We start from the raw sequence: 25,682 nt of genomic DNA on the forward strand, positions 1-25,682 counted from the left end.
ACAGCCATGCCAGCAAGCCCGACAGCCAGGGTGGCCGCCGCGTACGCGCGGATCGCCGAGGTGGACCGGCCCGAGGTCTGGATCACGCTGCGCCCACAGGACGAACTCCACATCGAGGCAGCGGAATTGGAGCGCCGCCTCGATGCGGGCGAGCAGCTGCCGCTGGCCGGGCTGCTGGTGGCCGTGAAGGACAACGTCGACGTCGCGGGCCTGCCCACCACCGCCGCCTGCCCCGAATTCGGCTATCCGGCAACCGAAACCGCCGCGGCCGTGCAGCGACTCGTCACCGCGGGCGCGCTGGTGCTGGGCAAGACGAACCTGGACCAGTTCGCCACCGGCCTGGTCGGCACCCGCAGCCCGTACGGCGCCGTCCGGCACGCCACCCACCCCGAATTGATCTCCGGCGGTTCGAGTTCCGGCTCCGCCGTGGCGGTCGCTCTGGGCATAGCCGACCTCGCGATCGGCACCGACACCGCAGGCTCGGGTCGGGTGCCCGCCGCGCTGCACAGCATCGTCGGTATCAAGGCCAGCCTCGGCGTGATCCCCGCGCACGGCGTGGTCCCGGCCTGCGCCGACTACGACGCGGTCACCGTCTTCGCCGCCGACCTGGACCTGGCCGTCACCGCCGCCAGGACCATGGCGGGGCCGGAGGCACGTGATCCGCGCAGCCGCGCCTGGCCCGCCGACGTGCGCCTGGCCGCCTCCGCCCGGCCGAAGGTGGCGATCCCGCGCCCGGAAGATCTCACCCCACTGTGCGACGCCTACAAGACGGCCTTCGCCGAAACCGTTGCCGCCCTGCGTGACCAGGGCGTCGCGGTCCACGAGATCGACATCTCCGCACTGCTCGACGCCGCCCGCCTGCTCTACGACGGCGCGATCGTCGCCGAACGCTACGCGGCGGTCGGCGAATTCGTCGACAAGGGCGCACCGGGCCTCGATCCGACCGTCGCCGGAATCATCGGCGCGGCAAAGGACCTCGACGCGCACGCCTTCGCCACCGACCTCGACACCCTCGCGCAGGCCCGCGCCGCCGCCACCGCCCTGCTCGCCGGCTACGACGGCCTGCTGTTGCCGACCACCACCGAACATCCGTCGATCGCCGAGGTCACCGCGGAGCCGCTCGCGATCAATCGGCGCCTCGGCACATACACCAACTTCTGCAATCTGCTCGACCTCGCCGCCGTCGCCGTCCCCGGCACGCCCACCGCCGACGGCCTGCCGTTCGGGGTGATGGTGGTGGTGCCCGCCTTCGCCGACCAGCTCGCCGTCGACCTCGCCGCCCGCCTGACCGGCACCGCGTCCCTGTTGCTCGTGGAAAACGCTGTGCCACTGGCGGTTTTCGGCGCGCACCTGCGCGGCCAGCCACTGCACTGGCAGCTCGAACAGCTCGGCGCCCGGTTCGCCGGGGAGATCACCACCAGCGACGCCTACCGCCTCACCGCCCTCGACACCACCCCGCCGAAGCCCGGACTGGTCCGGCACGGCGACGGCCTCGGTGCCCCGATCAGCGGCGAGCTGTTCCTCGTCTCGCCCGGCGGGCTCGGCGGCTTCCTCGCCGAACTGCCCCCGCCGATGGCGCTGACCAGCATCGACCTGGCCGACGGCCGTTCCGTGGTCGGCTTCGCGTGCAGCTACGACGCGGCGGTCGCCGCCACCGACATCACGGAGTACGGGGGCTGGGTGGCGTACCTACGGGCTCGCTGACCTCGATGCCGAGTTCGGCGAACAGGCCGAGCACGCGGCGGTGGATGTCGTCGCGGATCGGCCGCACCTGGGCCAGTTCCAGGCCGGCCGGATCCTCGATGATCCACTCGTCGTAGCGCACGCCGGGCACCAGCGGACAGGTGTCGCCGCAGCCCATGGTGACGATGACTTCGGCGGCGCGGATGATCTCGTCGGTCCACGGCTTCGGATACTCGCGCGAGATGTCCACGCCCACCTCGGCCATCGCCGCCACCGCGGCCGGGTTGAGCTGTCCGCCCGGTTCCGAGCCACCCGACCAGGCGACGGCGCGCCCCAGCGCCAGTTCCTCGAAGAACCCCAGCGCCATCTGTGATCTGCCCGCGTTGTGCGTACACAGGAACAGCACCGTCGGCCGTGGCTTGGCGACCTTGCCCTCCAGCTTGGCCAGCGCCTGCAGCCGCTGCCTGCCGAACCGCTCGGCCAGCAGCGGCAGATACAGGGTCACCGTGGCGCGCGCGGCGAAATTCTCGTAGGAGGAGTACAGGTAGCGATGGATGGTGTCCAGTTCGAACATCGTCGCGAACTCTTCGCGCAGCCGTGCCTCGGCACGATCCAGCGCGTCTCGGTGCTCGGCAATCTCGACCACTACTCAACCCTTACCGCTGATCGTGACAAACGCAAACGACCGGGCCGGTAACTCTCGTTGCGACCCGGCCCGGTCGGCGTACTCCGCGACACCCCCGTGGAACTTCTCCGGCCCAGTCCGTCGGTGTGGTTACCGTCGGCAGTGCGTCTTCAGCGTCTGGAAGAGCCACCTTCTGGTCTGCACCGCCGGGTCCGACTGATCACCCCTCGAGACCGGTCGGACCCGGTAGTTCCGGTGTCTGACAAAAGGATGCGACGCGCGTCTCTAGAGGTTCTTAAGAACAACTTGTCGGCCCGCGGCGATACATCAGCGAGAATGGAAGTACCGACAAGATGGAGAAACGACGATGGAGACCTTGATCGTCTGGGTGCTGGCCAGCCTGCTGTACTGGTTCAGCAACTTCTGACAGATACGACAAGAGGCAGGCACGCCGTCGGCGTACCTGCCTCGTTCACTGCCGGATGGTCAGGCGCCCCTGACTCCCTCCTCGACTCGCTTGCCGAGCTCGGCGTCGACATTGCGCCAGTACTCGAACACCCGGCTCAACACCGGTTCGCTCACCCCGGCGCTGACATGCCCGACGATGTTGTCGACCAGCCGCTGCCGCGCCGCGTCGTCGAGGACCTCGCGCACCAGCGTGCCCGCCTGGGTGAAGTCACCGTCCTCGGCGTGCTCGATGTAGCCGGCCCGCACCATCGACGGATCGAATTCCCACAGCCCGCCATCGCCAGCCACGGCCGGATCCGCGTGCGGACCGCCGTACGAATTCGGCGCGTACACCGGCACATCCGCGGCGTTGTAGTGGTACCGCATGGCGCCCTCCTTCGAATAGGAGTTCACCTCGGCGGCCTTCGCCTGGTTCGGCGGCAGCTGCGCGTAGTTGGTGCCGATGCGGTAGCGGTGCGCGTCGGCGTAGGCGAAGACGCGGCCGAGCAGCATCTTGTCCGGCGAGAAGCCGATGCCGGGCACGATGTTGGACGGCTCGAAGGCGGCCTGCTCGATGTCGACGAAGAAGTTGCCCGGGTTCCGGTTCAGCGTCCACTTGCCGACCTCGATCAGCGGGTAGTCGCGCTGCGACCACACCTTGGTGAGGTCGAACGGGTTGAAGCGGTAGCCCTCGGCCTCGGCGACCGGCATGATCTGGACCTTCAGGGTCCAGCTGGGGAAGTCCCCGCGTTCGATCGCTTCCCACAGGTCCTTGCGGTGGTGGTCGGGGTCGGAACCGGCGAGGGTGTCGGCCTCGGCCTGGGTGAGGAACTCGATGCCCTGGTCGGTCTTGAAGTGGTACTTCACCCAGAATCGTTCGCCCTCGGCGTTGATCCACTGGTAGGTGTGCGAGCCGAAGCCGTCCATGTGGCGGTAGGTCTTCGGCAGGCCGCGGTCGCCCATCAGCCAGGTCACCTGGTGGGCCGACTCCGGGCGCAGCGTCCAGAAGTCCCACTGCATGTTGTGGTCGCGCAGGCCGCTGCCGGGCAGGCGCTTCTGCGAGCGGATGAAGTCGGGGAACTTCATCGCGTCCTTGATGAAGAAGACGGGGGTGTTGTTGCCGACGAGGTCGTAGTTGCCGTCCTCGGTGTAGAACTTCACCGCGAAACCGCGCGGGTCGCGCCAGGTGTCGGGGCTGCCCTGCTCACCGGCGACGGTGGAGAAGCGGGCCAGGGATTCGGTGCGCGCGCCCGGCTGGAACAGCTTGGCCTTGGTGTAGCGGCTCACGTCGCCGGTCACGACCAGCTCGCCGTAGGCGCCCGAACCCTTGGCGTGCACGATCCGCTCCGGCACCCGCTCCCGGTTGAACTGGGCCAGCTTCTCGATCAGGTAGTGGTCGTGCAGCAGCACCGGCCCCTGGGTTCCGGCGGTGAGCGACTCGTCGTCGCTCTCGACGGCGCTTCCGGTGTTGGTGGTGGTCGGCTTGGTCATTTCGCGGCCTCCTGATTTCGGCAGTCGGGGCACAGCCCCCAGAAGACGACCTCGGCCTCGTCGATCGCGAAACCGTGATCGTCCGCGGGCTGCAGACAGGGCGCGGCGCCGACGACACAGTCCGTGTCGACGACCGCCCCGCAACTTCGGCACACCAGGTGATGGTGATTATCCCCGGTCCGGGTCTCGAACCTGGCAGGCGAACCGGCCGGTTCGATCCGGCGCAGGATCCCCACTCGCACGCAGGCGTTGAGCACGTCGTACACCGCCTGCGTCGACACCGTCCCCAGCGCGGCCCTGGCGGCGGCGGTGATCGCCTCCGCGTCCGCGTGCGGCCGCGCCGCGACAGCGTTCAACACCGCGAGCCTGGGTGCGGTGACCCGCAACCCGGCCTCGCGCAGCAGTCGGCGAGCGTCGATCTCCTCGGTGTGCACGTTCCCCACTCTCCTCCTTTTCTGGAATTAGTCAAGAATTGGATGGTTTCAATCTTGCGTTGCGCGGATCACATCCAGGCGCTGGAATAGCTCACCGGGTGCTGTGGTTGAACCCCACTGTCGGCGTCCGAACAGCCCCGGGCCTCACCCCTTTGTCGCTACGAGCGACCACTCGCCGAGAGGCGCTTGTGGGGCGTCGACACCCCTGACGGGCCGTCCACGCGGCGGCCCTTCGACTCGAAACGCCGCCAGGTCTCCCTCATCGACCTGGCGGCGTTTTTCGTGTCGGGAGGCGCCGAACCCGTTCATGCTCGAGGATGGGCGCATGGGAGCTGACGCGCCGTTGCGACGCGGTTTGGGATTGCGGGACTCGGTGGTGATCGGGCTCGGGGCGATGGTGGGGGCCGGGGTGTTCGCGGCGTTGGGGCCCGCGGCGGGGGTGGCCGGGTCCTGGCTGCTGGTGGCGCTCGGGGTGGCGGCGGTGGTGGCCTACTGCAACGCGATGTCGTCGGCGCGGTTGGCGGCGCTGTACCCGGTCTCGGGCGGGACGTACGTGTACGGGCGGGAACGACTCGGGGAGTTCTGGGGATATCTGGCCGGGTGGGGGTTCGTCGTCGGGAAGACGGCGTCGTGCGCGGCGATGGCGCTGACGGTCGGGAGTTACGCCTGGCCGGAGTACTCGCACGCGGTGGCGGTGGTCGCGGTGCTGCTGGTGACCGGGATCAACTACGTCGGCGTGCAGAAGTCGGCGCTGGCGACGCGGGTGATCGTGGGGCTGGTGCTGGTGGTGCTGGCCGCGGTGGTCGTCGTGGGGATCGGTGGGGATCATTCGGCGGCGGCGGTGCTCGACAAGGAGATCGGGCCGTACGGGGTGCTGCAGGCGGCGGGGCTGCTGTTCTTCGCCTTCGCGGGATACGCGCGGGTCGCGACGCTCGGCGAGGAGGTGCGCGATCCGGAACGCACGATTCCGCGGGCGATCATGCTCGCGCTGGCAGGCGCGTTGACGGTGTACGCGCTGGTGGCGGTGGCCGCGCTGCTGACACTGGGCTCCGGCGGACTCGCCGCCGCGCACGATCCGCTCGCGCAGGTCGTCACCGCGGCGGGCGCGCAGTGGCTGGCACCGGTGGTCCGCGCGGGCGCGGTGCTCGCCGCCGCCGGATCGCTGATGGCGCTGATCCTCGGCGTCTCCCGGACGACGCTGGCCATGGCCCGCGACGGGCACCTGCCGCGCGCCCTGGCCGCGGTGCACCCGCGCTACGCGGTGCCGCATCGCGCCGAGCTCGCGGTCGGCGCTGTCGTCGCGGTGCTCGCGGCGAGCGTCGACCTGCGGACCGCGATCGGCTTCTCCTCGTTCGCCGTGCTCGGGTATTACCTGGTCGCGAACCTGTCGGCGGCCACGCTCACGGCGGCGGAGGGCAGGCCGGCGCGCTGGGTGCCGGTGGTCGGCGCGCTCGGCTGCGTGGTCGTCGCGTTCGCCCTGCCGCTCGCTTCGGTGCTCGCCGGACTCGCCGTGCTGGCCTGCGGCGCGGTGGTGTACCGCGTTCGGGGCTTTACGGGTGTGTGAACATACCGGTGGTCAGGGGATCGCGCGGCCCCGCTTTACGGGTTACGGTCGACGCGGCGGTCTAGTCTCGGCCGTATGGGGCTGATCAGGGGATTTCTCGCGGGGACGTTCGCGGTCGCACTGGTTTCGGGGTGCCTGCTCGGCGCCCCCGCGCAGGCGGCGCCCGCCACCGCGAAGAGCTGCGAGGTGACGTCCGCGCGCGAACTCGAACGCGCCCGCCCCGAACAGGTCGGCCTCGATCCCGCGAAACTCGAAGCGGCGCTGCGGTTCGCGGCCACCCGCAATCGCAACAATGTGCAGGTGTTCCGGCACAACTGCCTGGTCGGCGAGGGCCTGCGCAACGACGAGACCGGCAAGGTGGCCTGGAACATCTGGAGCGTCACCAAATCGGTGGTGTCGATGCTCGCCGGAATCGCCTCCGACCAGGGAAAACTCGCGATCGATGCCCCGATCGACCGCTATCTGCCCGCCGGTCTCGGCGACGCGACGCATCGCGCGATCACGGTGGAGAATCTGCTCACCGAGACCTCCGGCATGAAGACCGGCGTGCTCACCGAGGGCATCACCGCGGTGATCCCGGTCGATCCGAACAGCGCGGTGCAGGCGCTCGCGGTCGAGCTGGCCAACCCGCCCGGCACCGAATTCAGTTACAGCCAGCGCAATGTCGACCTGCTGTCGTACGTGATCGAGCTGGCCGTCGGCGAGCCGCTGCAGCAGTTCGCGCAGCGGGAGCTGTTCGACCCGCTCGGCATCGCGAAGACCGACTACTACTGGGCGCGCGATCGCTCCGGCCACACCTACGGCTACGCCCATCTGATGATGCCGCCCGACAACCTGTCCAAGATCGGCCTGCTCGTCGCCAACGAGGGCGACTGGGCGGGACAGCGCCTGATCTCCGCCGACTACCTGCGCACAGCGCGCACCCCGTCGCCACAGAACAGCTGCTACGGCTACCTGTTCTGGATCGGCGAGAACTGCGCCGAGTCACCGGATTTCCTGCCGTCGGACACCTTCTTCATGTCCGGCCTCGGCCTGCAGAACGTGTGGTTCATGCCGAGCCTGGACCTGATGGTGATGTGGACCGGCGCGTTCGGCAACGAGACGAAGTACGGACCGAGCGGGGTGATCGCGCACACCGAGGAGCTGCCGCACGAGTTCTTCCGCAGGCTGTTCGAGGCGTTCACCGACACGAAGGCGCCGACCGCCCAGCCGTACGTGGAGCCGCCGGTGCAGTTCGATCCGGCCACCCTCGTCGACAGCAACATCCTGCTCGCGGTCTTCGGCATCGGGCCGGGCGCGTACCCCGGCTGCACGGTGTTCGACTGCCTGAACCAGCCGCTGGCCGCGCCGTTCGCCAGCATTCCGCCGGGGTGCGCGATCCTGGTCTGTCTCGGCGACGACCCGCGCACCCCCGGCATCCGCTAGCGGTTCAGCTCGGTCGTCCAGCCGTGGTCGGTGTCGCCGCGCAGGGCGTCGGCGTGCCGCTTGCGCAGGGTGGTGGTGACCGGGCCGACGACACCGGCGCCGACCGTGCGCCCGTCGACCTCGAACACCGGCGCGGCGCCCGCCGAGGTGCCGGTGACGAACACCTCGTCGGCGATGTAGAGCTCGGTGAGATCGACGGTGCGCTCCTGCACCGGGATGCCCTCCTCGCGGGCGAGGGTGAGCACGGTGCGCCGGTTGATGCCGTCGAGGATGTCACAGGAGACATCGGGGGTGATCAGGGTGCCGCCGCGGACCAGGAAGATGTTGGCCGCCGACAGTTCGCAGACGTGGCCGTTGACGTCGAGGAAGACACAGTCGTCGTAGCCGCTGTCGATGGCGTCCTGCTTGGCCAGCACCGAGTTCACATACGCGCCGTTGACTTTCGCGCGCGACGGGATGGCGTTGTCGGGGATCCGGCGCCACGGGCTCGACTTCAGGCGCATGCCGTCCTGCGGCACGATCGGCACCGCGTCGTAGACGAACATGCTCACCTCGATGGCGCATCCGCGCACCCTGGTGCCCGGAATCGACTCCACCACATGCACACTCACGCGCACGAAGACGTCATCGGCCGGATCGTTCGCCGCGACGAGGTCGACCACGGCCGCCTGGAAGCGCGCGTAGTCCCACTCCTGGGCGAACCGGTCGATCCCGATGATCTTGCAGGACTCCTCGAGCCGGCGGAAGTGGTCGGCCAGCCGGAAGGCACTGCGCGCGCCGTCCGCGACCCGCACGGGGAACACCGTGTAGACACTGAGCCCGTAGAGCACTGCCGACGTGGCGATGCCGACAGTCGCCTGAGCAGCGGGAACGAGCTTGTCACCGAGGAATACGTGCGGATGCGGTTGCGCCATCCGGCAAAACTAACAGCAGCCACCGCCCCCGGCTAACCGTTTACCGAGCCGTGACCGGCACGGACACCGGCGACGCGCGGGGCGGTCGGGCGCGACGACGGGCCGGAACCTCGCAGCCCGGCCCGTCGTACGGCGACACTCAGCGGTTGTTCAGCAGAACTTCCGCGATCTGAATGGTGTTGAGCGCGGCGCCCTTTCGCAGGTTGTCACCCGAGATGAACAGGGCAAGACCGCGACCGCTCGGGACGCCGGGATCCTGGCGGATGCGCCCGACCAGCGAGTCGTCCTGACCGGCGGCGGCCAGCGGAGTCGGCACGTCGACCAGGCGCACGCCCGGCGCCTTGGCCAGCAGCTCGGTGGCCCGCTGCACCGAAAGCGGCTCGGCGAACTCGGCATTGATCGACAGCGAGTGCCCGGTGAACACCGGAACGCGCACGCAGGTGCCGCTGACCAGCAGGTCGGGCAGGCCGAGGATCTTGCGGCTCTCGTTGCGGAGCTTCTGGTCCTCGTCGGTCTCGCCGGAGCCGTCGTCGACCAGCGAACCCGCGAGCGGGATCACGTCGAACGCGATCGGGGCGACGTACTTGTTCGGCGCGGGGAACTCCACGGCCGAACCGTCGTGCACCAGCTTCTCGGCGTCGTCGGCCACCGCGCGGATCTGCGAGGCGAGCTCCTCGACACCGGCCAGGCCGGAGCCGGAGACGGCCTGGTACGACGACACGATCAGGCGCTGCAGGCCCGCCACGTCGTGCAGCGGCTTGAGCACCGGCATCGCGGCCATGGTGGTGCAGTTGGGGTTCGCGATGATGCCCTTGGGCAGGTTGCGGGTGGCCTCGGGGTTGACCTCCGAGACGACCAGCGGCACATCGGGATCTTTGCGCCAGGCCGAGGAGTTGTCGATGACCGTCACGCCGGCGGCCGCGAAGCGCGGGGCCTGCACGCGGGACATGGTGGCACCGGCCGAGAACAGCGCGATGTCCAGACCCGACGGATCGGCGGTCTCGGTGTCCTCGACGACGATCTCGCCGCCGCGCCACGGCAGGGTCTTGCCCGCCGAGCGAGCCGACGCGAAGAAGCGCACCTCGTCGGCCGGGAAGTTGCGCTCTTCCAGCAGTTTCCGCATGACGGCGCCGACCTGACCGGTCGCGCCGACAACGCCTACCCGTACACCCATGTCTTAACGCCCCGTTCCGCCGTGGACGACAGCGGCCTCTTCGCCGCCGAGATCGAAGGCCTGGTGCAGAACCTGCACGGCCTCGTCGAGTTCGGTGTCGCGCACGAGCACCGAGATCCGGATCTCCGAGGTGGAGATCAGATCGATGTTCACGCCCGCGTTGGCCAGCGCCTCACAGAAGGTGGCGGTGACGCCAGGGTGCGACTTCATGCCCGCGCCGACCAGGGACACCTTGCCGATGTGGTCGTCGTAGAGGACCTGCGCGAAGCCGATCTCGTCCTGCCGCTTGGTGAGCATCTCGACCGCGCGGGCGCCGTCGGTCTTGGGCAGGGTGAAGGTGATGTCGGTCTTGCCCGTGTCGACCTTGGAGATGTTCTGCAGCACCATGTCGATGTTGATCTCGGCATCGGCCACCGCACGGAACACCTTGGCCGCGTAGCCCGGCTCGTCCGGCAGGGCGACGACGGTCACCTTGGCCTCGCTGCGGTCGTGCGCGACGCCGGTCAGGATTGCCTGCTCCACGGGAATGTCCTCCATCGATCCGAAAACAGTGGTGCCGATCTTGTCGGTGTAGGACGACCGAACATGAACGGGAACGTTGTAGCGGCGCGCGTACTCTACGCAGCGCAGCATCAGCACCTTCGAGCCGCAGGCCGCCATCTCGAGCATCTCCTCGTAGGAGATCTTGTCGAGCTTCTGGGCGTCGCCGACGATGCGCGGGTCGGCGCTGAAGATGCCGTCGACATCGGTGTAGATCTCGCAGACATCGGCCTTCAGCGCGGCGGCCAGGGCGACGGCGGTGGTGTCGGAACCACCGCGGCCCAGCGTGGTGACGTCCTTGCTGTCCTGGCTGACGCCCTGGAACCCGGCGACGAGCACGATCTGCCCCTCGTCGAGCGCCTCCTTGAGGCGGCCGGGGGTGACGTCGATGATCTTGGCGTTGCCGTGCGCGCCGGTGGTGATCACGCCGGCCTGCGAGCCGGTGAACGAGCGCGCCTCGGCGCCGAGCGAATGAATCGCCATGGCCACCAGCGCGTTCGAGATGCGCTCACCGGAGGTGAGCAGCATGTCCATCTCGCGAGCCGGCGGCGCGGGCGCCACCTGCTCGGCGAGATCGAGCAGTTCGTCGGTGGTGTCACCCATCGCCGAGCAGACCACGACCACGTCGTGGCCCTGCTTCTTGGTCTCCACGATCCGTTCAGCGACGCGCCGGATCCGCTCGGCGGTGGCCACCGAGGATCCTCCGTACTTCTGAACAACGAGAGCCACGGCTAGGTCCTTCACGATCGACAGCAAGGCTTGGTATCAGCGACCAAGAGTACCGGCCCGAGTCCACCGGTTTCGCCGCTACCTCCCCAGCCTGTGGAAAACGACACAGGCTTGTCACCTGTGGATGACCACGGGATTCAGGCCCGTTCGAACCAGGTGACCAGGGCGCCGTTGCCGAATTCCTTGCGCCGCACGGGACGGAAGTTTGTCGGTTTGAAGACGCCGGTGAACGCCGCGACACCGGAGCCCGCGACCACCGGATAGCTCTTGACGACCATCTCGTCGATCTCGTCGAGGAGCTGCCCCGCCAGGTTTCCGCCGCCGCACAGCCAGATGTCGCCGCCCTCCTTGCCCTTGAGCTCGCGCACCAGCTCGCCGGGGTCGCCCGAGTAGATCTCGACACCGGGGTGGTCGGCCTGCTGGAGCGAGGACGAGACGACGTACTGCTTCAGGTGCGAGAACGGGCTCTCGATGTGCTCGTCCGGCAGGACGTAGGTGCCGCGACCCATCAGGACGGTGTCCCAGCGCTGGGCGGGCAGCTCGGGGTCCATGCCGAAATGGCCACGCAGGTGAGTGGGGATGGAGTCGGGGAACTCGTCCATCATCCACTCCACGTATTCGGGCGGCGTCGGATAGAAGTCGACCTCCCCGCCCGGGCCGGCGATGTAGCCGTCGAGGGAGACGCCGATGTAGTAGACGAGCTTTCGCATGGGGTACCGCCTCAGTTGTTGTACTCTGTCTGTAGTGATTTGAACCGTAGTACTACAGACGGAGTGGTGTCAAGTGCGAACTAACCCCGAACGACGACAAGCCCTGCTCGACGCGGCCATCGAGGTCCTCGCCGACGACGGCGCCCGCGGCCTCACCTTCCGCGCCGTGGACAAGAAGGCGGGCGTGCCCCTCGGCACCGCCTCCAACTACTTCGCCAGCCGCGACGACATGCTCACCCAGGCGGGCACCCGCTTCTACGAGGTGGTCGAGCCGACCGCGGAGACCATGGCGCTGGTCGATCAGGGACCCAAGACGGTCGAGAACATCACCGCGTTGATGAAGGAGGTCGTCGGCAGGCTGGAGTCACACCGCACCGCCTACCTCGCGCTGCTCGAATTGCGCCTGGAAGCGACCCGGCGTCCGGAACTTCGCAAAGTTCTCACCGAACGGGTACGCGCGGACCTCGACTTCAACATCCGCAACCACCTGGCGTCCGGTCAGCCCGGCGACGAGTCGACGGTCATCCTGCTGTACCTGGCCCTGAACTGGCTCGTCGTCGAACACCTCACGCTGCCAACCCTGTTCACCGAGCAACAGAGCATGGAGCTGATCGAAACCGCCGTCGAAAGGGCCATACGCAGCTGACACGGTCATTTGTCCAGACCATAGACGTGTTGACGATCACTGGTACAGCTGTGCACAATCGGGCGCGAAAGACAGCGGGGGTTTCGGAGGATAGACAAGATGCGCGCGAAGACCGACATCCGATTCACCGTTGATGCCAGCGTGGACCAGGTCATGGATGCCCTGCTCGCGGTCGATCGCCTAGCGGACTGGTCGCCGTCGTACAGTGATGTCCGCATGGGCCCGCTCGACGCCGACCGCAGGCCGCGCCGCGTCTTCGTCACCGCGCACTTCATGGGCGACTCCGACTCGCAGGTCCTCGAGTACACCTGGGAGCCCCATCGGGTCTCGTGGGAGGTCGTCGACAGCAGCCGCGGTTCCAAGGGCGGCGGCTCGTTCGACCTGTTCGAGACCGCGGAGGGCACCGAGATCGACCTGCACGTCGAGCTCAAGTACCCGCTGCCGGTCCCGGGCATCCTGTTCAACCGCACCCTGCGCAAGCAGTACGACGAGGCCGTCGCGAACTTCATCGACTTCGCCGAGCGGTACCCCGAGGTCGAGGGCTACGCCGTCGGCTAGTTTCTTTCCGCGCGTACCCGCCTGCGCAGTGCGACGATGAGCGCATGATCGGTACTCGACGGGTTCGGTTCCAAACGGTGTCCGAGGGCGCCACGGTGACCCAGCTCGAACTGTTCTTCGACCTCGTCATCGTGTTCGCGTTCACCATGGTCACCGCGCTGGCCGCCGACGATCCCACCGCCGCCAACCTGCTGCGGGCCGGGCTGGTCCTTGCGCTGATGTGGTGGCTGTGGATCGCCTACTCCTGGCTCGGCAATGTCGTGAAAGCCGACGAGGGCATCACCAGGGTGGCGATGTTCGTCGCCATGGGCGGCGCGTTCATCGCGGCGCTCACCATCCCCGAGGCGTTCAGCGACATGCCGGGCGGGTGGTTCGGGCCGCTGGTCTTCGCGATCGCGTACCTGGTGGTGCGGCTGGTGCACGTCGGCATCTTCTGGGTGATCAGCGCCGAGGACCCGCAGCTGCGCGGGCAGCTGCTGCGCTGGGCGCTCGGCTCGATCACCTTCGGCACCACCCTGCTGGTGGTCGCGGCGATGACCGAGGGCATCGTCCAGATCGCGCTGTGGATCGCGGCCATCGTCGGCGACATGGTCTGGACCTGGGCCGCGGGCACCGACTGGCGGATCAACTCGGCCAAGCACTTCGCCGAACGCTACGGGCTGATCGTCATCGTCGCGCTGGGCGAATCCATCGTCTCGATCGGCATCGGCGTGGCCGGGCTGCCCGTCTCCTGGCCCATCGTGCTCGGCTCGATGCTCGGTCTCGCCGTCTCCGGACTGCTGTGGTGGCTCTACTTCGACGTCGCCGCGATCTCGATCGAGCACGCCTTCGCCCACGCCAGGGGCGCGCACCAGATCAAGATCGCCCAGAACAGCTACACCTACGGGCACTTCCCGATGATCGCCGGCGTCATCGCGCTCTCGCTCGGGCTCAAGAAGGTGCTGTACTACGTGGGCGATTCCTCGCACCACACGCTCACCGACGCGCTCTACGGCATCCCGCTCGGCGCGCTCTACGGCGGACCGGCGCTGTTCCTGCTCGGCGTGGTCGCGGCGAAGTACTACGCCGTGAAGTCGGTGTCGATCGGCCGGGTCGTCACGGCGGTGCTCCTGGTCGTACTCGCCCCGCTGGCGTCACAGCTGCCCGCGCTCGCCTCGCTCGCCCTGCTCTGCGCGGTGCTCGCGGCACTGGTGGTCTTCGAGACCGTGCGCTACGCCACGCCACGCGACCAGATCAGGCACGCTTGATCTGACTGAGGTGGTGGCGCACGCCGTGTTCGGCGGGCGTCGCCCCCTTCTGCGAGGGCGGCACCTTGATGCCGGCGCGGACCGCCTCGTTGATCTGGTCCAGGTTCTCCCTGAGCATGTCGGCGACCAGCTCGTCGGTGCGCGGGTCGGCGAGCAGCTCGTGCAGCATCCGGTAGACGGTGGCCGAGATCAGCCGGACGATCTCGTCGTGGAAGGGCACGTAACGCAGCTTGCTGGTGGCCGGGTCGTTCTTGATCAAGTCGACGATCATCTGGTCGACCTCGGCGTGGTTCTCCTCCAGCGCCGCGGCGATGTTCTTGGTGTAGTGCCCGGCGCGCAGCACCTTGGACACCTCGTCGAGGATCGCGACCGTCATCGGCCGCTTGATCACGTCGACGATGGTGCCGACGAAGCGGTTCACGATCGTCGCGGTGACCCGCTCCCCCAGCGCGCGATCGGCCACCCGGCCGAGCCGGATCAGGATGACCACGATCCGGAACAGCCGGAATCCGCGGAAGATCGGGCTGGTCACCGGGATCATGCCGAGCACTTCGTACCAGTAGACGAACGGGAAGGTCCACGGCCAGCCCGCGCGCCGCCAGCGCCACAGGAACTCGATCAGGAAGATGCCACAGATCGTCCAGTCGACGACCACGATCGCGTGATAGGTCTGCCCCGAGACGGGGAAGAAGGTGATCCACACGACCAGCACCACCGAGATGATCGCCAGGACCAGCATCAGCAGGTCGGTGCGCAGCGACGGCGTCTTGGAGCGCACGTCCGGCAGTGCCTCGACCCGCTCGATGCCCGGTGAGGCCACGTGCATGCTCCCTTCGAACGCCGTCGTCCTGCCGAGGGTAACGGCCTGATCGGCGCCCGCCGGTCAGATCGGCGTGATCTTGTGCGGTGTCAGCGACCGGCGGACACGATGGCGGCGATATTGCGTTCGGCCAGCGCGGCGATGGTCAGCGAGGGGTTCACGGTCGCGGTGCTGCCCGGAATCGCCGCGCCGTCCATCACGTACAGGCCGGGGTGCCCGTGCACGCGGCCGAAGGCGTCGGTGGCCTTGCCGAGCACGGCGCCGCCGAGCGGATGCGCGGTGAACTGGGCGTTCGCGTCGTAACCGAGCGCGCCGTACTCGGCGAGGGCGCCCGCGCGCTCGGCGATCCGGTGATCGACCGCGCGCGCCGCGTCGACGACGGCGTTCTGCGCGCCCGCCGACCAGCTCAGCCCGACCCCGCCCGAGCCGGCGTCGTAGCCGAAGCGGGCCCTGGTCGGGTCGAGCACCATGCCGAGCGAGGCCAGCGCGCCGGTCTCGAACGGGATGCCAGGGATGTACCAGTTCTCCAGGGTGAGCGGCACGCGCGACTCGTCGAAGATGCGGCTGGCGCTCGGCACGCCCTGGCCGTGGCCGGAGACGGCGCTCGCGCCGCGGGCGAGCACCACGTCACCGTTGGTGCCCCAGCCGTCGCCGATGTGCTCGTTGAGGTGCGGCAGCGCGCCGGTGGCCTGGGCGCGGACCAGCAGCTCGGAGGTGCCGACCGAACCGGCGCCGAGGAAGAGCTTGTCGCAGGTGAGCGTGCGGGTCCCCAGGACCTGTCCGGTCGGGTCCAGTTTCGTCACCGTGACCACGAACTTGCCGCCCGCGTCCTGGGCGATGCTGTCGACGCGGTGGCCGGGGTACACCTGGGACCGGCCGGTGTCCCTGGCGTAGCGCAGGTAGTTCTGGTTCAGGTCGAACTTGGCGCCGTTGGAATTGCCCAGGTTGGAGCGGGCTGCGGTGGCCGAGGCGCGGGAGTTTCCGGCCAGTTCGGCGCGCAGGACGTCCCAGGTGAAGATCGAGTCGTTGGGCAGCGGCTGGTAGCCGGCCGCGCGCACCTGCTCGTCCCAGGCGCGCGAGTGGGCGAACGGCCCGGACTGGTAGATGTCGGCGGGCATGGCGTCCAGGCGCAGCATCTGCCGCACCTTCGGGTAGTAGACGCGTTCCAGCTCGCCGTAGTCGACCACACCGCCGAAGACCTGGTCGAACAGCCTGCGCTCCGGCGCGACCATGGCGCCGGTGAAGATCACCGAACCGCCGCCGACGGCCGCCGCGCGCCACACGTCGATGCCCGGGTACTCGGTCACGTCGAGCACGCCGCCGAACGCGCCGAAGCTCATCGGCACCTTGGTGACGCCGGTGAAGCTGGTGCGATGCCAGAAACCGCGACCGTCGGGCAGGTCGTCGCCGGTGAAGATCTCCCGCCACGGGTCGTTGGGCCAGCGCGAACCCCGCTCGAGCACGGTGTTGACGATCCCGGCCTCGGCCAGGCGCAGCGCGGTGACCGCGGCGCCGAAACCGGACCCGATGACGATGGCCTGCGTGTGCGCGGGCGGGTCGGGGAGGGGTTCGAAGATCTCCGGTACCCAGGTCCGGAACATCGCCTCGCGCGGATCGGCCGTGGCCACCGTGTTCGTCAGCGTCGTTCCCACGGCACCGGCGATCGTCGCCAGTCCCGCCGCCTTGAAGAAGGCACGTCTGTGCACCAGGCCACCTCCCTCATCACGCATGGCCGAGCGCAGGATACCCCGTGTGAAACACCAATGGTGTTCAACGGAGCGGCCTTTGGTGGAAGTCACGAACAGCCACACACGACCCGACCTCGAGGAGGGTCCGCCGCGCAGCGGCGGTCGCGGCCCGTCCCGTCGATCAGGTGCCGTGGCGTAGGCGACGAAGGAGCAAGCCACGGTGCCTGATCGGCGGGACACCAGGGGGCCGCGACTCGAGCGCGCCAGCGCTCCAACAGCTCAGAGCAACCTGATCACCGCGATGGTGCCGACGATGACGATCACCGCGCGCAGCACGTTCGGCGGCAGCTTGCGGCCCACCCGCGCACCCAGCTGACCACCGATGATCGAGCCGACCGCGATCAGCGCCACGGCCTGCCAGTTCACCTCCGCGATGACGATGAAGATCACCGCCGACACCGCGTTCACGATCAGCGCGAGCACGTTCTTCACGGCGTTGAGCCGCTGGATGTCCTCGTGCACGAACACGCCGAGCAGCCCGAGCAGCAGCACGCCCTGCGCCGCGCCGAAGTAGCCGCCGTAGATGCCGGTGCCGAACACCGCGACCAGCAGGATCGGCCCGCCGTGCGCGGGCGCGGGCGCGTCACCGTCGGCCCTGCGCCGCTTCACCCAGGCCGCCAGCCGGGGCTGGACGACCACCAGGACCAGCGCGGCGATGATCAGGACGGGCACGATCGCCTTGAAGGCCTCGGCGGGCATGGTGAGCAGCAGGATCGCGCCGGTGATGCCACCGAGCAGCGAGGCGGTGCCCAGCTGCAGCAGTCGCGACCGCTGCCCCTCCAGTTCGCGCCGATAGCCGATCACGCCGCTCATCGAGCCGGGGACGAGGCCGATCGTGTTGGAGACGTTCGCCGTCACCGGCGGCAGCCCGAAGGCGAGCAGCGCCGGGAAGGTGATCAGGGTGCCGGAGCCGACGATCGTGTTGATGCCGCCCGCGGCGACACCGGCCACGAGCACGGCCAGTTGCTCATACCAGGTCATTCGAATTCCTTTGTGCCGTCTCGTCGGACGCGGTGGTCCGTACAAGCGTGCGTTTCCGCCCCCGAACCGTACCGGCTGGTAGGGGCGATGGATTCGCCAGGCCGCTTACCAGCGGCGCATCACACACGGTAAGCTCGGGGAATCATGCAGCGGGCACTTCTTCTCGGCCGCCGCGACGGGTTCTGATACGGACCGGCTCCCGTCGCGGGGTTCCAACGCGCCGGTCGACCCGCTCCCACCCGGGAATACATCACACCCCACGGAGAAACTTGCATGTCCTCGGCTGACGCATTCGTATCCGCTTCGCGCACCATCACGGCCCCCGGCAAACCCGCTCCGGCCGACCAGCCCGCCTGGAACCACCAGAAGAACTCGTCGATGCCCGCGTTCCGGTACCGGCCCTTCGCCGAAGAGGTCGAGCCGATCACGCTGCCCGACCGCACCTGGCCCGACAAGATCATCGATCGCGCCCCCGCGTGGTGCGCCGTCGACCTGCGTGACGGCAACCAGGCCCTCATCGACCCGATGAGCCCCGCCCGCAAGCGCCGCATGTTCGACCTGCTGGTGCGGATGGGCTACAAGGAGATCGAGGTCGGGTTCCCGGCCGCGAGCCAGACCGACTTCGACTTCGTCCGCGAGATCATCGAGGACGGCGCCGTGCCCGCCGACGTCACCATCCAGGTCCTCACCCAGTGCCGCCCCGAGCTGATCGAGCGCACCTTCGAGGCCTGCAACGGCGCCCCGAACGTGATCGTGCACTTCTACAACTCCACCTCCATCCTGCAGCGTCGCGTGGTGTTCCGCGCCGAGCGCGACGCGGTGAAGAAGATCGCCACCGACGCCGCGACGCTGTGCCTGGAGATCGAGAAGCGCTACCCCGACACCGAGTGGCGCTACGAGTACAGCCCGGAGTCCTACACCGGCACCGAGCTGGACTACGCCCGTGAGGTCTGCGACGCCGTCTCGGCGATCATCGCGCCGACCCCGGAGAAGCCGCTGATCATCAACCTGCCCGCCACCGTCGAGATGGCGACGCCGAACGTGTACGCCGACTCGATCGAGTGGATGCACCGCAACCTGGCCCGCCGCGACTCCATCGTGCTGTCGCTGCACCCGCACAACGACCGCGGCACCGCCGTGGCCGCCGCCGAGCTGGGCTACCAGGCCGGCGCCGACCGCATCGAGGGCTGCCTGTTCGGCAACGGCGAGCGCACCGGCAACGTCTGCCTGGTGACGCTGGGTATGAACATGTTCTCCCGCGGCATCGACCCGCAGATCAACTTCTCCGACATCGACGAGATCCGCCGCACGGTCGAGTACTGCAACCAGCTGGCCGTGGCCGAGCGCCACCCCTACGGCGGCGACCTGGTCTACACCGCGTTCTCCGGCAGCCACCAGGACGCCATCAACAAGGGCCTGGACGCGATGAAGGCCGCCGCCGACGCGCAGAACGCCGACGTGGCCGACATCGTCTGGGAGGTCCCGTACCTGCCGATCGATCCGAAGGACGTCGGCCGGACCTACGAGGCCGTCATCCGGGTGAACTCGCAGTCCGGCAAGGGCGGTGTCGCCTACATCATGAAGACCGATCACGGCCTGGTGCTGCCGCGCAGGCTGCAGATCGAGTTCTCGCAGGCGATCCAGGCGATCACCGACGGTGAGGGCGGCGAGGTGACGCCCAAGGAGATGTGGGACGTCTTCGCCACCGAGTACCTGAACCCGATCCTGCCGCTCGAGCGGATCAAGCAGACGGTGACCGCGGCCGAGACCGACGGCGGCGTCGACTCGATCGTGGCGACCGTGAAGGTCGACGGCGTCGAGCAGGAGATCAGCGGTTCGGGCAACGGCCCGCTCGCCGCGTTCGTCGACGCCATCGCCACCGTCGGCTTCGACGTGCGGGTGCTGGACTACAGCGAGCACGCCATGTCGGCCGGTGACGACGCCCAGGCGGCCGCCTATGTCGAGGTCGCTATCGGCGACAAGGTGGTGTGGGGTGTCGGCATCGCCACCTCGATCACCACAGCATCGCTGCGCGCGGTCGTCTCCGCGGTGAACCGCGCCGCGGCCGCACGCTAGTTCTTCCCGACGCGGGCCGGGTCTCCCCTGTGGAGATCCGGCCCGCGTCGTCTTGTGGACAACTTCCAGACCTGTGGACAACTCCGCACCCCGCCGGGCCGATCCGCCGTGTGAACTGGGCTCATGCGCCGTCGCGGCGGTCGGCGGGCTCGCCGCCCCCAGCGCGCGAGAATTAGCACCGTGCTAGCGTTTTAGTGCACATTCAGCGCCGAGCTTCCTGCTCGTTCGAGCGAGCAAGTGGGGGAACTGTGACCAACAACGACCATAATCCGACCTCTCCGCCCTGGCTGCAGAGTCCGTCGGCTGAAACGGCCGACGCTGCGTCCGGTCCCGCCGGCGTGCAAACGGTGGGCGACGAGGACATCGAGCCCGCCGAGGCCGCGCCAGAGTCGAAGCCGACCCCGGCCGACCAGCTGCCTCCCGAGCCCGACGGGCTGCCCGGTCCGGCGGAGCAGACGGTGTTCCACCCCGGTGGCTTCGTGCCCGGCCCGTTCGCGCCGAGTTCGGTGCCCGATCCGTATCAGAGCGGTGGCGCGCATCCGCTGGCGCACGCGCCGGAGCAGCAGCCCTACCCCGGCCCGCCGGTCACCGGTGAGCAGCCGTATCCGGGCCCGCAGGGCCCCGGCGAACAGCCCTATCCCGGCCCGCAGGGCACCGGCGAGCACCCGTACCCGGGTGCGCCGCAGTACCCGGGCGCCGAACCGCAGCCGCAGTACCCGGGTGCCGAGCAGACCTCGCAGTACCCCCAGGAGCAGCCGCCGCAGGGCCCGCAGTCCGACGCCATCTACAGCTGGGCGCCTCCGCCGCCGCCGATGTACCAGCCGCCGATGGCTGGTGGGATGCCCGGTCCGGTCCCCGGTCAGCCGGGTCAGCCGCCGCAGGCCGGGCCCGGTCCGCAGCCGATGGCGCCGCAGCCGGGGCAGTGGCACGGTGGCCCCGGCCAGCAGCCGTTCCAGCCGCAGCATGTGCCCGCGCCCGGTCAGCCGGGCCATTCGGTCAATGATCTGAACCTGCTCAAGCGGGCCCGCAAGGCGCCGCGCAGCGGGTGGCGGCGGGCCGTGCACAAGGCCTCCGGCGGCATGATCAACCCGGGCGAGTCCGCGGCCGACGTGGTGCACCGCGACCTGGCCGAGCGGGTCAACCAGCCGGTCCGCGGCGATTACCGGATCGCGATCCTCTCGCTCAAGGGCGGCGTCGGCAAGACCACCACCACGGTCGGTCTCGGCTCCACCTTCGCCTCGCAGCGTGGTGACCGCGTCATCGCGATCGACGCCAACCCCGACCTGGGCACCCTGGCCCACCGGGTGCCGCGCCAGACCCGTTCGACGGTGCGCAACCTGCTCGAGGACCAGAACATCACGCGCTACTCCGATGTCCGCGCGCACACCTCGCAGGCGCCGAGCCGGCTGGAAGTCCTTGCCTCCGAGCAGGATCCGGCCGTGTCGGAGGCCTTCAGCGAGGCCGATTACCGCAAGGCCATCGGCATCCTGCAGTCGTTCTACAACATCATCCTCACCGACTGCGGTACCGGCCTGATGCACTCGGCGATGTCGGGTGTGCTCGACATGGCGAGCTCGCTGGTGCTGGTCACCTCGCCGGCGATCGACGGCGCGCGCAGTGCCTCGGCGACGCTGGACTGGCTCGACCACCACGGCTACTCCAAGCTGGTCGAGCGCACCGTCGTGGTGGTGAACGCCTCGCGGCGCGGCGCCTCGACGGTCGACCTGGACCAGCTGCGCAAGCTGTTCCTCGACCGCACCCGCGCCGTGCAGATCGTCCCGTTCGACGATCACCTGGCTGAGGGCGCCGAGATCGACCTCGAGCTGGTCAGCAAGCCCACCCGCCGGGCGCTGCTCGAGCTGGCGGCCATGGTCGCCGACGACTTCGGCTACCACGGTCAGCCGCAGGGTCAGCAGTTCGCGCCGCAGGGTCAGCCGTATCCGGGGCAGCAGCCCTACCAGGGGCCGGGGCAGTTCTGAGCAACCGCGCGGTCAGTTCGCGCTGACCGCGCGTGCCGCGTTTTCGAACGCCTCGAGGACCGCGGCGATCGCCGGTCGGCGGTGCGCCTGCGGCCGGGTGAGGATCTCGTACACCCGCGCCGCGCGCACCCCGGCCAGTCGCAGCACCGACAGCTCGGGGTGGGCCACGGCGTACCTCGGCATCAGCGCGACACCGTAGCCGGACGCGACCACCGTCTCGATCACCCGGAAGTCGTTGAGCCGCTGAGCGATCCGGGGACGCACCCCGGTGACGGTGGCGATCGAGTTCAGCACGTCGTCCACCGGGAACCCGCCGCGCACGCTCACCCAGGTCTCCTCGGCGAGTTCCTCCGGCCGCACCGACGCCCGGCCCGCCAGCGGATGCGTCGGCGCGACGACGACGTCGATCGGCTCGCGCATCAGCACCCGCGCCGAGAGCCGGGGCCCGGCGGGTGAGGGCGCCCGCTCGTCGCGATGCGTGAGCACGATGTCGTAGTCGGCCAGCAGTTTTCCCGCGGTCGAGGGCGGCAGGTCCTCGTCGCCCGCGACGATCTCCACGCCGCTGTCGGCGAGCGCCGTGAGCACCGGCGGCAGCAGCAGCGCGGCGCCGGACGGGAACAGCCCCACCCGCACCTGTCCGCGCGGCGAGCCGCGGTAGTGCGCCATCTCGGCGGTGGCCCGTTCCATCGCGGCGAGCACGTCGTCGGCGCGCAGGACCAGCGCGTGGCCCGCGTCGGTGAGCCGGACCCGGCGGCCGTCGGGTTCGAGCAGGGCGACGCCCGCTTCCCTGGCGAGCACCTTCAACTGTTGCGACACCGCCGACGGGGTCATCGACAGCGTTTCGGCCACGGCGGCCACGGTGCCCCGGTCGGCCAGCTCCCGCAGGATCCGCAACCGCTCGATGGAGAACATGAAGTAAAACTACTTCATCAATCCACTTTTATTAGATTGTCCTGAACCTTCAGCGGCCCGCACGATGAATGCGTGACCACCCGCGACCGCCTGCTCGGACTGACCGTCGTCGTGCTCTGGGGCCTGAACTTCCTGGCCATCCGCATCGGCCTCGATCACTTCCCGCCTTTCTTCTTCGCCGCGCTGCGGTTCGCCGTCATCGCGGTTCCCGTGCTCGTCTTCATTCCGCGCCCGGCCGTGCGCACGCGCTGGCTGCTGCTCTACGGCACCGGGTTCGGCATTCTCCAGTTCGCGTTCCTGTTCACCGCCATGCGGGTGGGCATGCCGACCGGCCTCGCCTCGCTGGTGCTGCAGTCCTCGGCGCCGTTCACGGTGGTGCTCGGCGCGGTGCTGCTGCGCGAACGACTGCGGCCGGTTCAGGTCGCCGGGCTCGCGGTGGCGGTGCTCGGCATGGTCGTCATCGGGGCCGACCGGCTGGCGAACGCGACCCTGCTGCCGGTGCTGCTCACGCTGGCGGGCGGGCTGGGCTGGGCCTTCGGCAATATCGGCGCCCGGCAGGCCGGCGCCGACTCACCCGGCTTCGACCCGCTGCACCTCACCCTGTGGATGTCGGTGGTGCCGGTGCTGCCGCTGCTCGCGTTGTCCATGGCTGTCGAGGGGCCTGACACCGGATTCCGCGCGCTCGGCGCCGCGGTCACCTCGAGCGACGGGCTGCCCGCGCTGGCCGCGCTCGCCTACATCGCGGTTCTCGCCACGGTGTGCGGGTCCGGCCTGTGGACGTACCTGATGAGCCGCTATCCGGCGGGCACCGTCGCGCCGTTGTCCCTGCTCGTGCCGGTGGTCGGCATCGCCGCCGCGTGGGCGGTGTTCGGCGAGGAGCCGTCGGCGGCGGCGCTGATCGGCGGGGTGATCGTCATCGCGGGCGCCTTCGCCGCGACGACCACCCGCACGATCGGCCGTGCGCCGAAGCAGACGCCCGAACCGAGCCTCGTCCAGGTCTGACGTCCAATTCCGCCTCTGACCGCAGGGGTGCTGGCTAGCATGTGACCGATCGCGCGAGCCGTTATCCGCGCGACCGGTCGGTTTCGGGCGCGGGTGAACGACGCGACAGGTCGTCACAGCCAGGTCTTCGCCGCGCTCTAGAGTGTGAGCAAACAGCAGGCAAAACACGAGCAAGGCAGCTGAACAGCGTATGGCGGAACAGCGGTTGCCCGTCTCGCGGAGAACCTTTCTCCGCGGCACGGTCGCGGCGGGGGTGGTATCGGCGGGGGCTGTCGCGGGCGCGTCCGGGATCGCGCTCGGCGCACCACCCGGACGCAGGGTCGCCGTGCTCGGCGGCGGTGTCGCCGGGCTGACCGCCGCCCACGAACTGGCCGAACGCGGTTTCGAGGTGACCGTCTACGAGGCGAGGGCGCTCGGCGGCAAGGCACGCAGCGTGGCCGTGCCCGGCACCGGCCGCGACGGCCGACCCGATCTGCCCGGCGAGCACGGATTCCGGTTCTTCCCCGGCTTCTATCAGAACCTGCCCGACACCATGCGCCGCATCCCCGTCGCGGGCAACCCCGACGGCGTCTGGAACAACCTGCTCAGCGTGCCGGAGGCCAGATTCTCCCGCCGCGACGGCGACGACATCTCCCTGGCCCTGCCAGGCAGCTTCACCGGAGCGAACTTCCATCCCGACGCGATCAGGGAGACCCTCGCCGCGACCATCGCCACGGGCTCGAAGATGCCGCCTGCCGAGGCCGCCTACTTCGCCAACCGGCTGCTGGTCTTCAACAGCAGTTGCGACGCGCGCCGGTTCGGGCAGTGGGAACACACCTCCTGGCAGGACTTCGTGCACGGGCACGAGCGCTCGCACGAGTTCCGCGCGATCGTGTCGCGCTCGCTCACCAGCATCATGGTCGCGGCCAAGGAGAATCTGGCCAGCACGCGGACCATCGGCAGCATGGGCGAGCAGTTCCTCGGCAATCCGCTCGGCCTCGGCAACGACGGCGGCCTGGACCGGGTGCTGAACAACGCGACCAACATCGCCTGGATCGATCCCTGGGTCGAGCATCTGCGCGGGCTCGGCGTTCGCTTCGAACTCGGCGCGCGGGTCGAGGAACTCGTGGTGCGGGACAAGCGGATCGGCGCGGCCAGGATCGCCGGGGCGGGCACCGTCGAGGCGGACTATTTCGTGCTGGCCCTCCCCGTGGAGCAGGCCAGGAAGCTGTGGTCGGCGCGGGTACTCGAACTGGCGCCGGAACTGGCGGCCACCGAGCGCCTGTTCGTCGACTGGATGAACGGCATCCAGATCTATTTCCGCACGCCACTGCATATCTCGCGCGGGCACGCCGCCTTCGTCGACTCGCCGTGGTCGCTCACCTCGATCAGCCAGAACCAGCTGTGGACGCGCAAACTGCCGTCCTTCGGCGACGGCACGGTGGCCGATTGCCTCTCGGTCGACATCTCCGACTGGCACACTCCCGGCGTGCTGTTCGGCAAGCCCGCCGAGGTGTGCACGCACGAGGAGATCTTCCGCGAGGTGTGGGCCCAGCTCAGCGCCCACCTCAACGATCGCGAACAGCTGCTGCGCCCCGCCGACGTACATTCGTGGTTCCTCGACCCCGGCATCACCTGGCAGGGCGAGCGCAATACCAACGCCGATCCGCTGCTGATCAACACCGCGGGCTCGTGGGACGCGCGGCCCGAACCGCACGGCTCGATCGAGAATCTGTTCCTCGCCGGTGATTACGTGCGCACCGACGTCGACCTGGCGACCATGGAGGGCGCCAACGAATCCGCGCGCGCGGCGGTGAACGCGCTGCTCGACGTCGCCGGGTCGGGGGCCGAGCGCTGCCGCACCTTCCGGCTGCGCCGCACGCCCGAACTGGAGCCGCTGCGCCGCATCGACGCCGACCGTTACGCCGCCGGCCTGCCGAACATGTTCGACGAGCCGGTCTGACCTGCGCCGACGCACCTCACACCGCTCCCCTACCC

21 protein-coding genes are annotated in these 25,682 nt (G+C 69.2%); 10 read left to right on the forward strand and 11 right to left on the reverse strand.

Annotated features, from left to right (window positions below):
* The first annotated feature begins 6 nt into the window (after positions 1–6).
* Entirely contained in the window at positions 7–1,704 is a 1,698-nt protein-coding gene (atzF, locus tag AB0H56_RS17470) for an allophanate hydrolase (RefSeq protein WP_357163865.1), read from the forward strand.
* Here atzF and AB0H56_RS17475 read toward each other — a convergent pair.
* The 3 genes from AB0H56_RS17475 to AB0H56_RS17485 all read right to left on the reverse strand — a co-directional run bounded on the left by AB0H56_RS17475 (position 1,661) and on the right by AB0H56_RS17485 (position 4,680).
* Positions 1,661–2,329 carry an arsenate reductase ArsC gene (locus AB0H56_RS17475; protein WP_357163868.1) on the reverse strand — a complete coding sequence of 223 codons (669 nt, stop codon included), beginning with the start codon at positions 2,327–2,329 and terminating at the stop codon, positions 1,661–1,663. The two genes, atzF and AB0H56_RS17475, sit on opposite strands and share 44 nt — an antisense overlap.
* A 465-nt stretch (positions 2,330–2,794) precedes the next feature.
* Positions 2,795–4,246, reverse strand: a complete 1,452-nt coding sequence (locus AB0H56_RS17480) for a catalase (RefSeq protein ID WP_357163871.1) — start codon at positions 4,244–4,246, stop codon at positions 2,795–2,797.
* Complete coding sequence (locus AB0H56_RS17485; RefSeq protein ID WP_357164496.1) at positions 4,243–4,680, reverse strand: Fur family transcriptional regulator; 438 nt, start codon at positions 4,678–4,680, stop codon at positions 4,243–4,245. Before AB0H56_RS17485 ends, AB0H56_RS17480 begins: the two co-directional genes overlap by 4 nt.
* Before the next feature lie 325 nt (positions 4,681–5,005).
* Here AB0H56_RS17485 and AB0H56_RS17490 point away from each other — a divergent pair, with 325 nt between their 5' ends.
* Together AB0H56_RS17490 and AB0H56_RS17495 are read left to right on the forward strand one after the other, a co-directional pair.
* On the forward strand, positions 5,006–6,244 hold the full coding sequence (locus AB0H56_RS17490) for an amino acid permease (RefSeq protein ID WP_357163874.1): 1,239 nt from the start codon (positions 5,006–5,008) through the stop codon (positions 6,242–6,244).
* Between the two features lie 75 nt (positions 6,245–6,319).
* Positions 6,320–7,669, forward strand: a complete 1,350-nt coding sequence (locus AB0H56_RS17495) for a serine hydrolase (RefSeq protein WP_357163876.1) — start codon at positions 6,320–6,322, stop codon at positions 7,667–7,669.
* Here the strand turns inward: AB0H56_RS17495 and AB0H56_RS17500 are convergent.
* From AB0H56_RS17500 to AB0H56_RS17515, 4 genes are all read right to left on the reverse strand, one after another.
* Positions 7,666–8,583, reverse strand: coding sequence for an aminotransferase class IV (locus tag AB0H56_RS17500; RefSeq protein ID WP_357163879.1), 918 nt, complete (start codon positions 8,581–8,583; stop codon positions 7,666–7,668). The genes AB0H56_RS17495 and AB0H56_RS17500 overlap by 4 nt on opposite strands.
* Before the next feature lie 139 nt (positions 8,584–8,722).
* The gene (locus tag AB0H56_RS17505) at positions 8,723–9,757 is read right to left on the reverse strand and encodes an aspartate-semialdehyde dehydrogenase (protein WP_357163883.1); all 1,035 of its coding nucleotides are present in this window, start codon (positions 9,755–9,757) and stop codon (positions 8,723–8,725) included.
* Positions 9,758–9,760: 3 nt separating this feature from the next.
* Positions 9,761–11,026: an aspartate kinase gene (locus tag AB0H56_RS17510; RefSeq protein ID WP_280344256.1), complete on the reverse strand. Its 1,266-nt coding sequence runs from the start codon at positions 11,024–11,026 to the stop codon at positions 9,761–9,763.
* Positions 11,027–11,163: 137 nt separating this feature from the next.
* Positions 11,164–11,736 carry a dihydrofolate reductase family protein gene (locus AB0H56_RS17515; RefSeq protein ID WP_357163886.1) on the reverse strand — a complete coding sequence of 191 codons (573 nt, stop codon included), beginning with the start codon at positions 11,734–11,736 and terminating at the stop codon, positions 11,164–11,166.
* 73 nt (positions 11,737–11,809) lie between these two features.
* On the opposite strand from AB0H56_RS17515, the gene AB0H56_RS17520 reads away from it, so the two are divergent.
* From AB0H56_RS17520 to AB0H56_RS17530, 3 genes are all read left to right on the forward strand, one after another.
* Positions 11,810–12,382, forward strand: a complete 573-nt coding sequence (locus tag AB0H56_RS17520) for a TetR family transcriptional regulator (protein WP_357163889.1) — start codon at positions 11,810–11,812, stop codon at positions 12,380–12,382.
* Between the two features lie 99 nt (positions 12,383–12,481).
* Entirely contained in the window at positions 12,482–12,940 is a 459-nt protein-coding gene (locus tag AB0H56_RS17525) for an SRPBCC family protein (protein ID WP_357163892.1), read from the forward strand.
* A 44-nt stretch (positions 12,941–12,984) separates the two neighbouring features.
* Positions 12,985–14,187, forward strand: a complete 1,203-nt coding sequence (locus tag AB0H56_RS17530; RefSeq protein ID WP_357163895.1) for a low temperature requirement protein A — start codon at positions 12,985–12,987, stop codon at positions 14,185–14,187.
* Here the strand turns inward: AB0H56_RS17530 and AB0H56_RS17535 are convergent.
* The 3 genes from AB0H56_RS17535 to AB0H56_RS17545 all read right to left on the reverse strand — a co-directional run bounded on the left by AB0H56_RS17535 (position 14,174) and on the right by AB0H56_RS17545 (position 17,736).
* Positions 14,174–15,007 carry an ion transporter gene (locus tag AB0H56_RS17535; protein ID WP_357163898.1) on the reverse strand — a complete coding sequence of 278 codons (834 nt, stop codon included), beginning with the start codon at positions 15,005–15,007 and terminating at the stop codon, positions 14,174–14,176. The two genes, AB0H56_RS17530 and AB0H56_RS17535, sit on opposite strands and share 14 nt — an antisense overlap.
* Positions 15,008–15,096: 89 nt before the next feature.
* Positions 15,097–16,713 carry a GMC oxidoreductase gene (locus AB0H56_RS17540; protein WP_357163901.1) on the reverse strand — a complete coding sequence of 539 codons (1,617 nt, stop codon included), beginning with the start codon at positions 16,711–16,713 and terminating at the stop codon, positions 15,097–15,099.
* A 261-nt stretch (positions 16,714–16,974) separates the two neighbouring features.
* Complete coding sequence (locus AB0H56_RS17545) at positions 16,975–17,736, reverse strand: sulfite exporter TauE/SafE family protein (RefSeq protein WP_357163904.1); 762 nt, start codon at positions 17,734–17,736, stop codon at positions 16,975–16,977.
* Between the two features lie 273 nt (positions 17,737–18,009).
* On the opposite strand from AB0H56_RS17545, the gene leuA reads away from it, so the two are divergent.
* Together leuA and AB0H56_RS17555 are read left to right on the forward strand one after the other, a co-directional pair.
* Entirely contained in the window at positions 18,010–19,812 is a 1,803-nt protein-coding gene (leuA, locus tag AB0H56_RS17550) for a 2-isopropylmalate synthase (protein WP_357163907.1), read from the forward strand.
* 338 nt (positions 19,813–20,150) lie between these two features.
* Entirely contained in the window at positions 20,151–21,791 is a 1,641-nt protein-coding gene (locus AB0H56_RS17555) for an AAA family ATPase (RefSeq protein WP_357163910.1), read from the forward strand.
* Positions 21,792–21,803: 12 nt separating this feature from the next.
* Here AB0H56_RS17555 and AB0H56_RS17560 read toward each other — a convergent pair whose 3' ends face one another.
* Entirely contained in the window at positions 21,804–22,703 is a 900-nt protein-coding gene (locus AB0H56_RS17560) for a LysR family transcriptional regulator (protein WP_357163913.1), read from the reverse strand.
* A 72-nt stretch (positions 22,704–22,775) separates the two neighbouring features.
* On the opposite strand from AB0H56_RS17560, the gene AB0H56_RS17565 reads away from it, so the two are divergent.
* Both AB0H56_RS17565 and AB0H56_RS17570 read left to right on the forward strand, forming a co-directional pair.
* Positions 22,776–23,705: an EamA family transporter gene (locus AB0H56_RS17565; protein WP_357163916.1), complete on the forward strand. Its 930-nt coding sequence runs from the start codon at positions 22,776–22,778 to the stop codon at positions 23,703–23,705.
* Between the two features lie 190 nt (positions 23,706–23,895).
* The gene (locus AB0H56_RS17570; protein WP_357163919.1) at positions 23,896–25,647 is read left to right on the forward strand and encodes an FAD-dependent oxidoreductase; all 1,752 of its coding nucleotides are present in this window, start codon (positions 23,896–23,898) and stop codon (positions 25,645–25,647) included.
* Positions 25,648–25,682: the final 35 nt, after the last annotated feature.

The sequence above is a fragment of the Nocardia sp. NPDC050717 genome (assembly GCF_040654275.1).
GTDB lineage: Bacteria > Actinomycetota > Actinomycetes > Mycobacteriales > Mycobacteriaceae > Nocardia.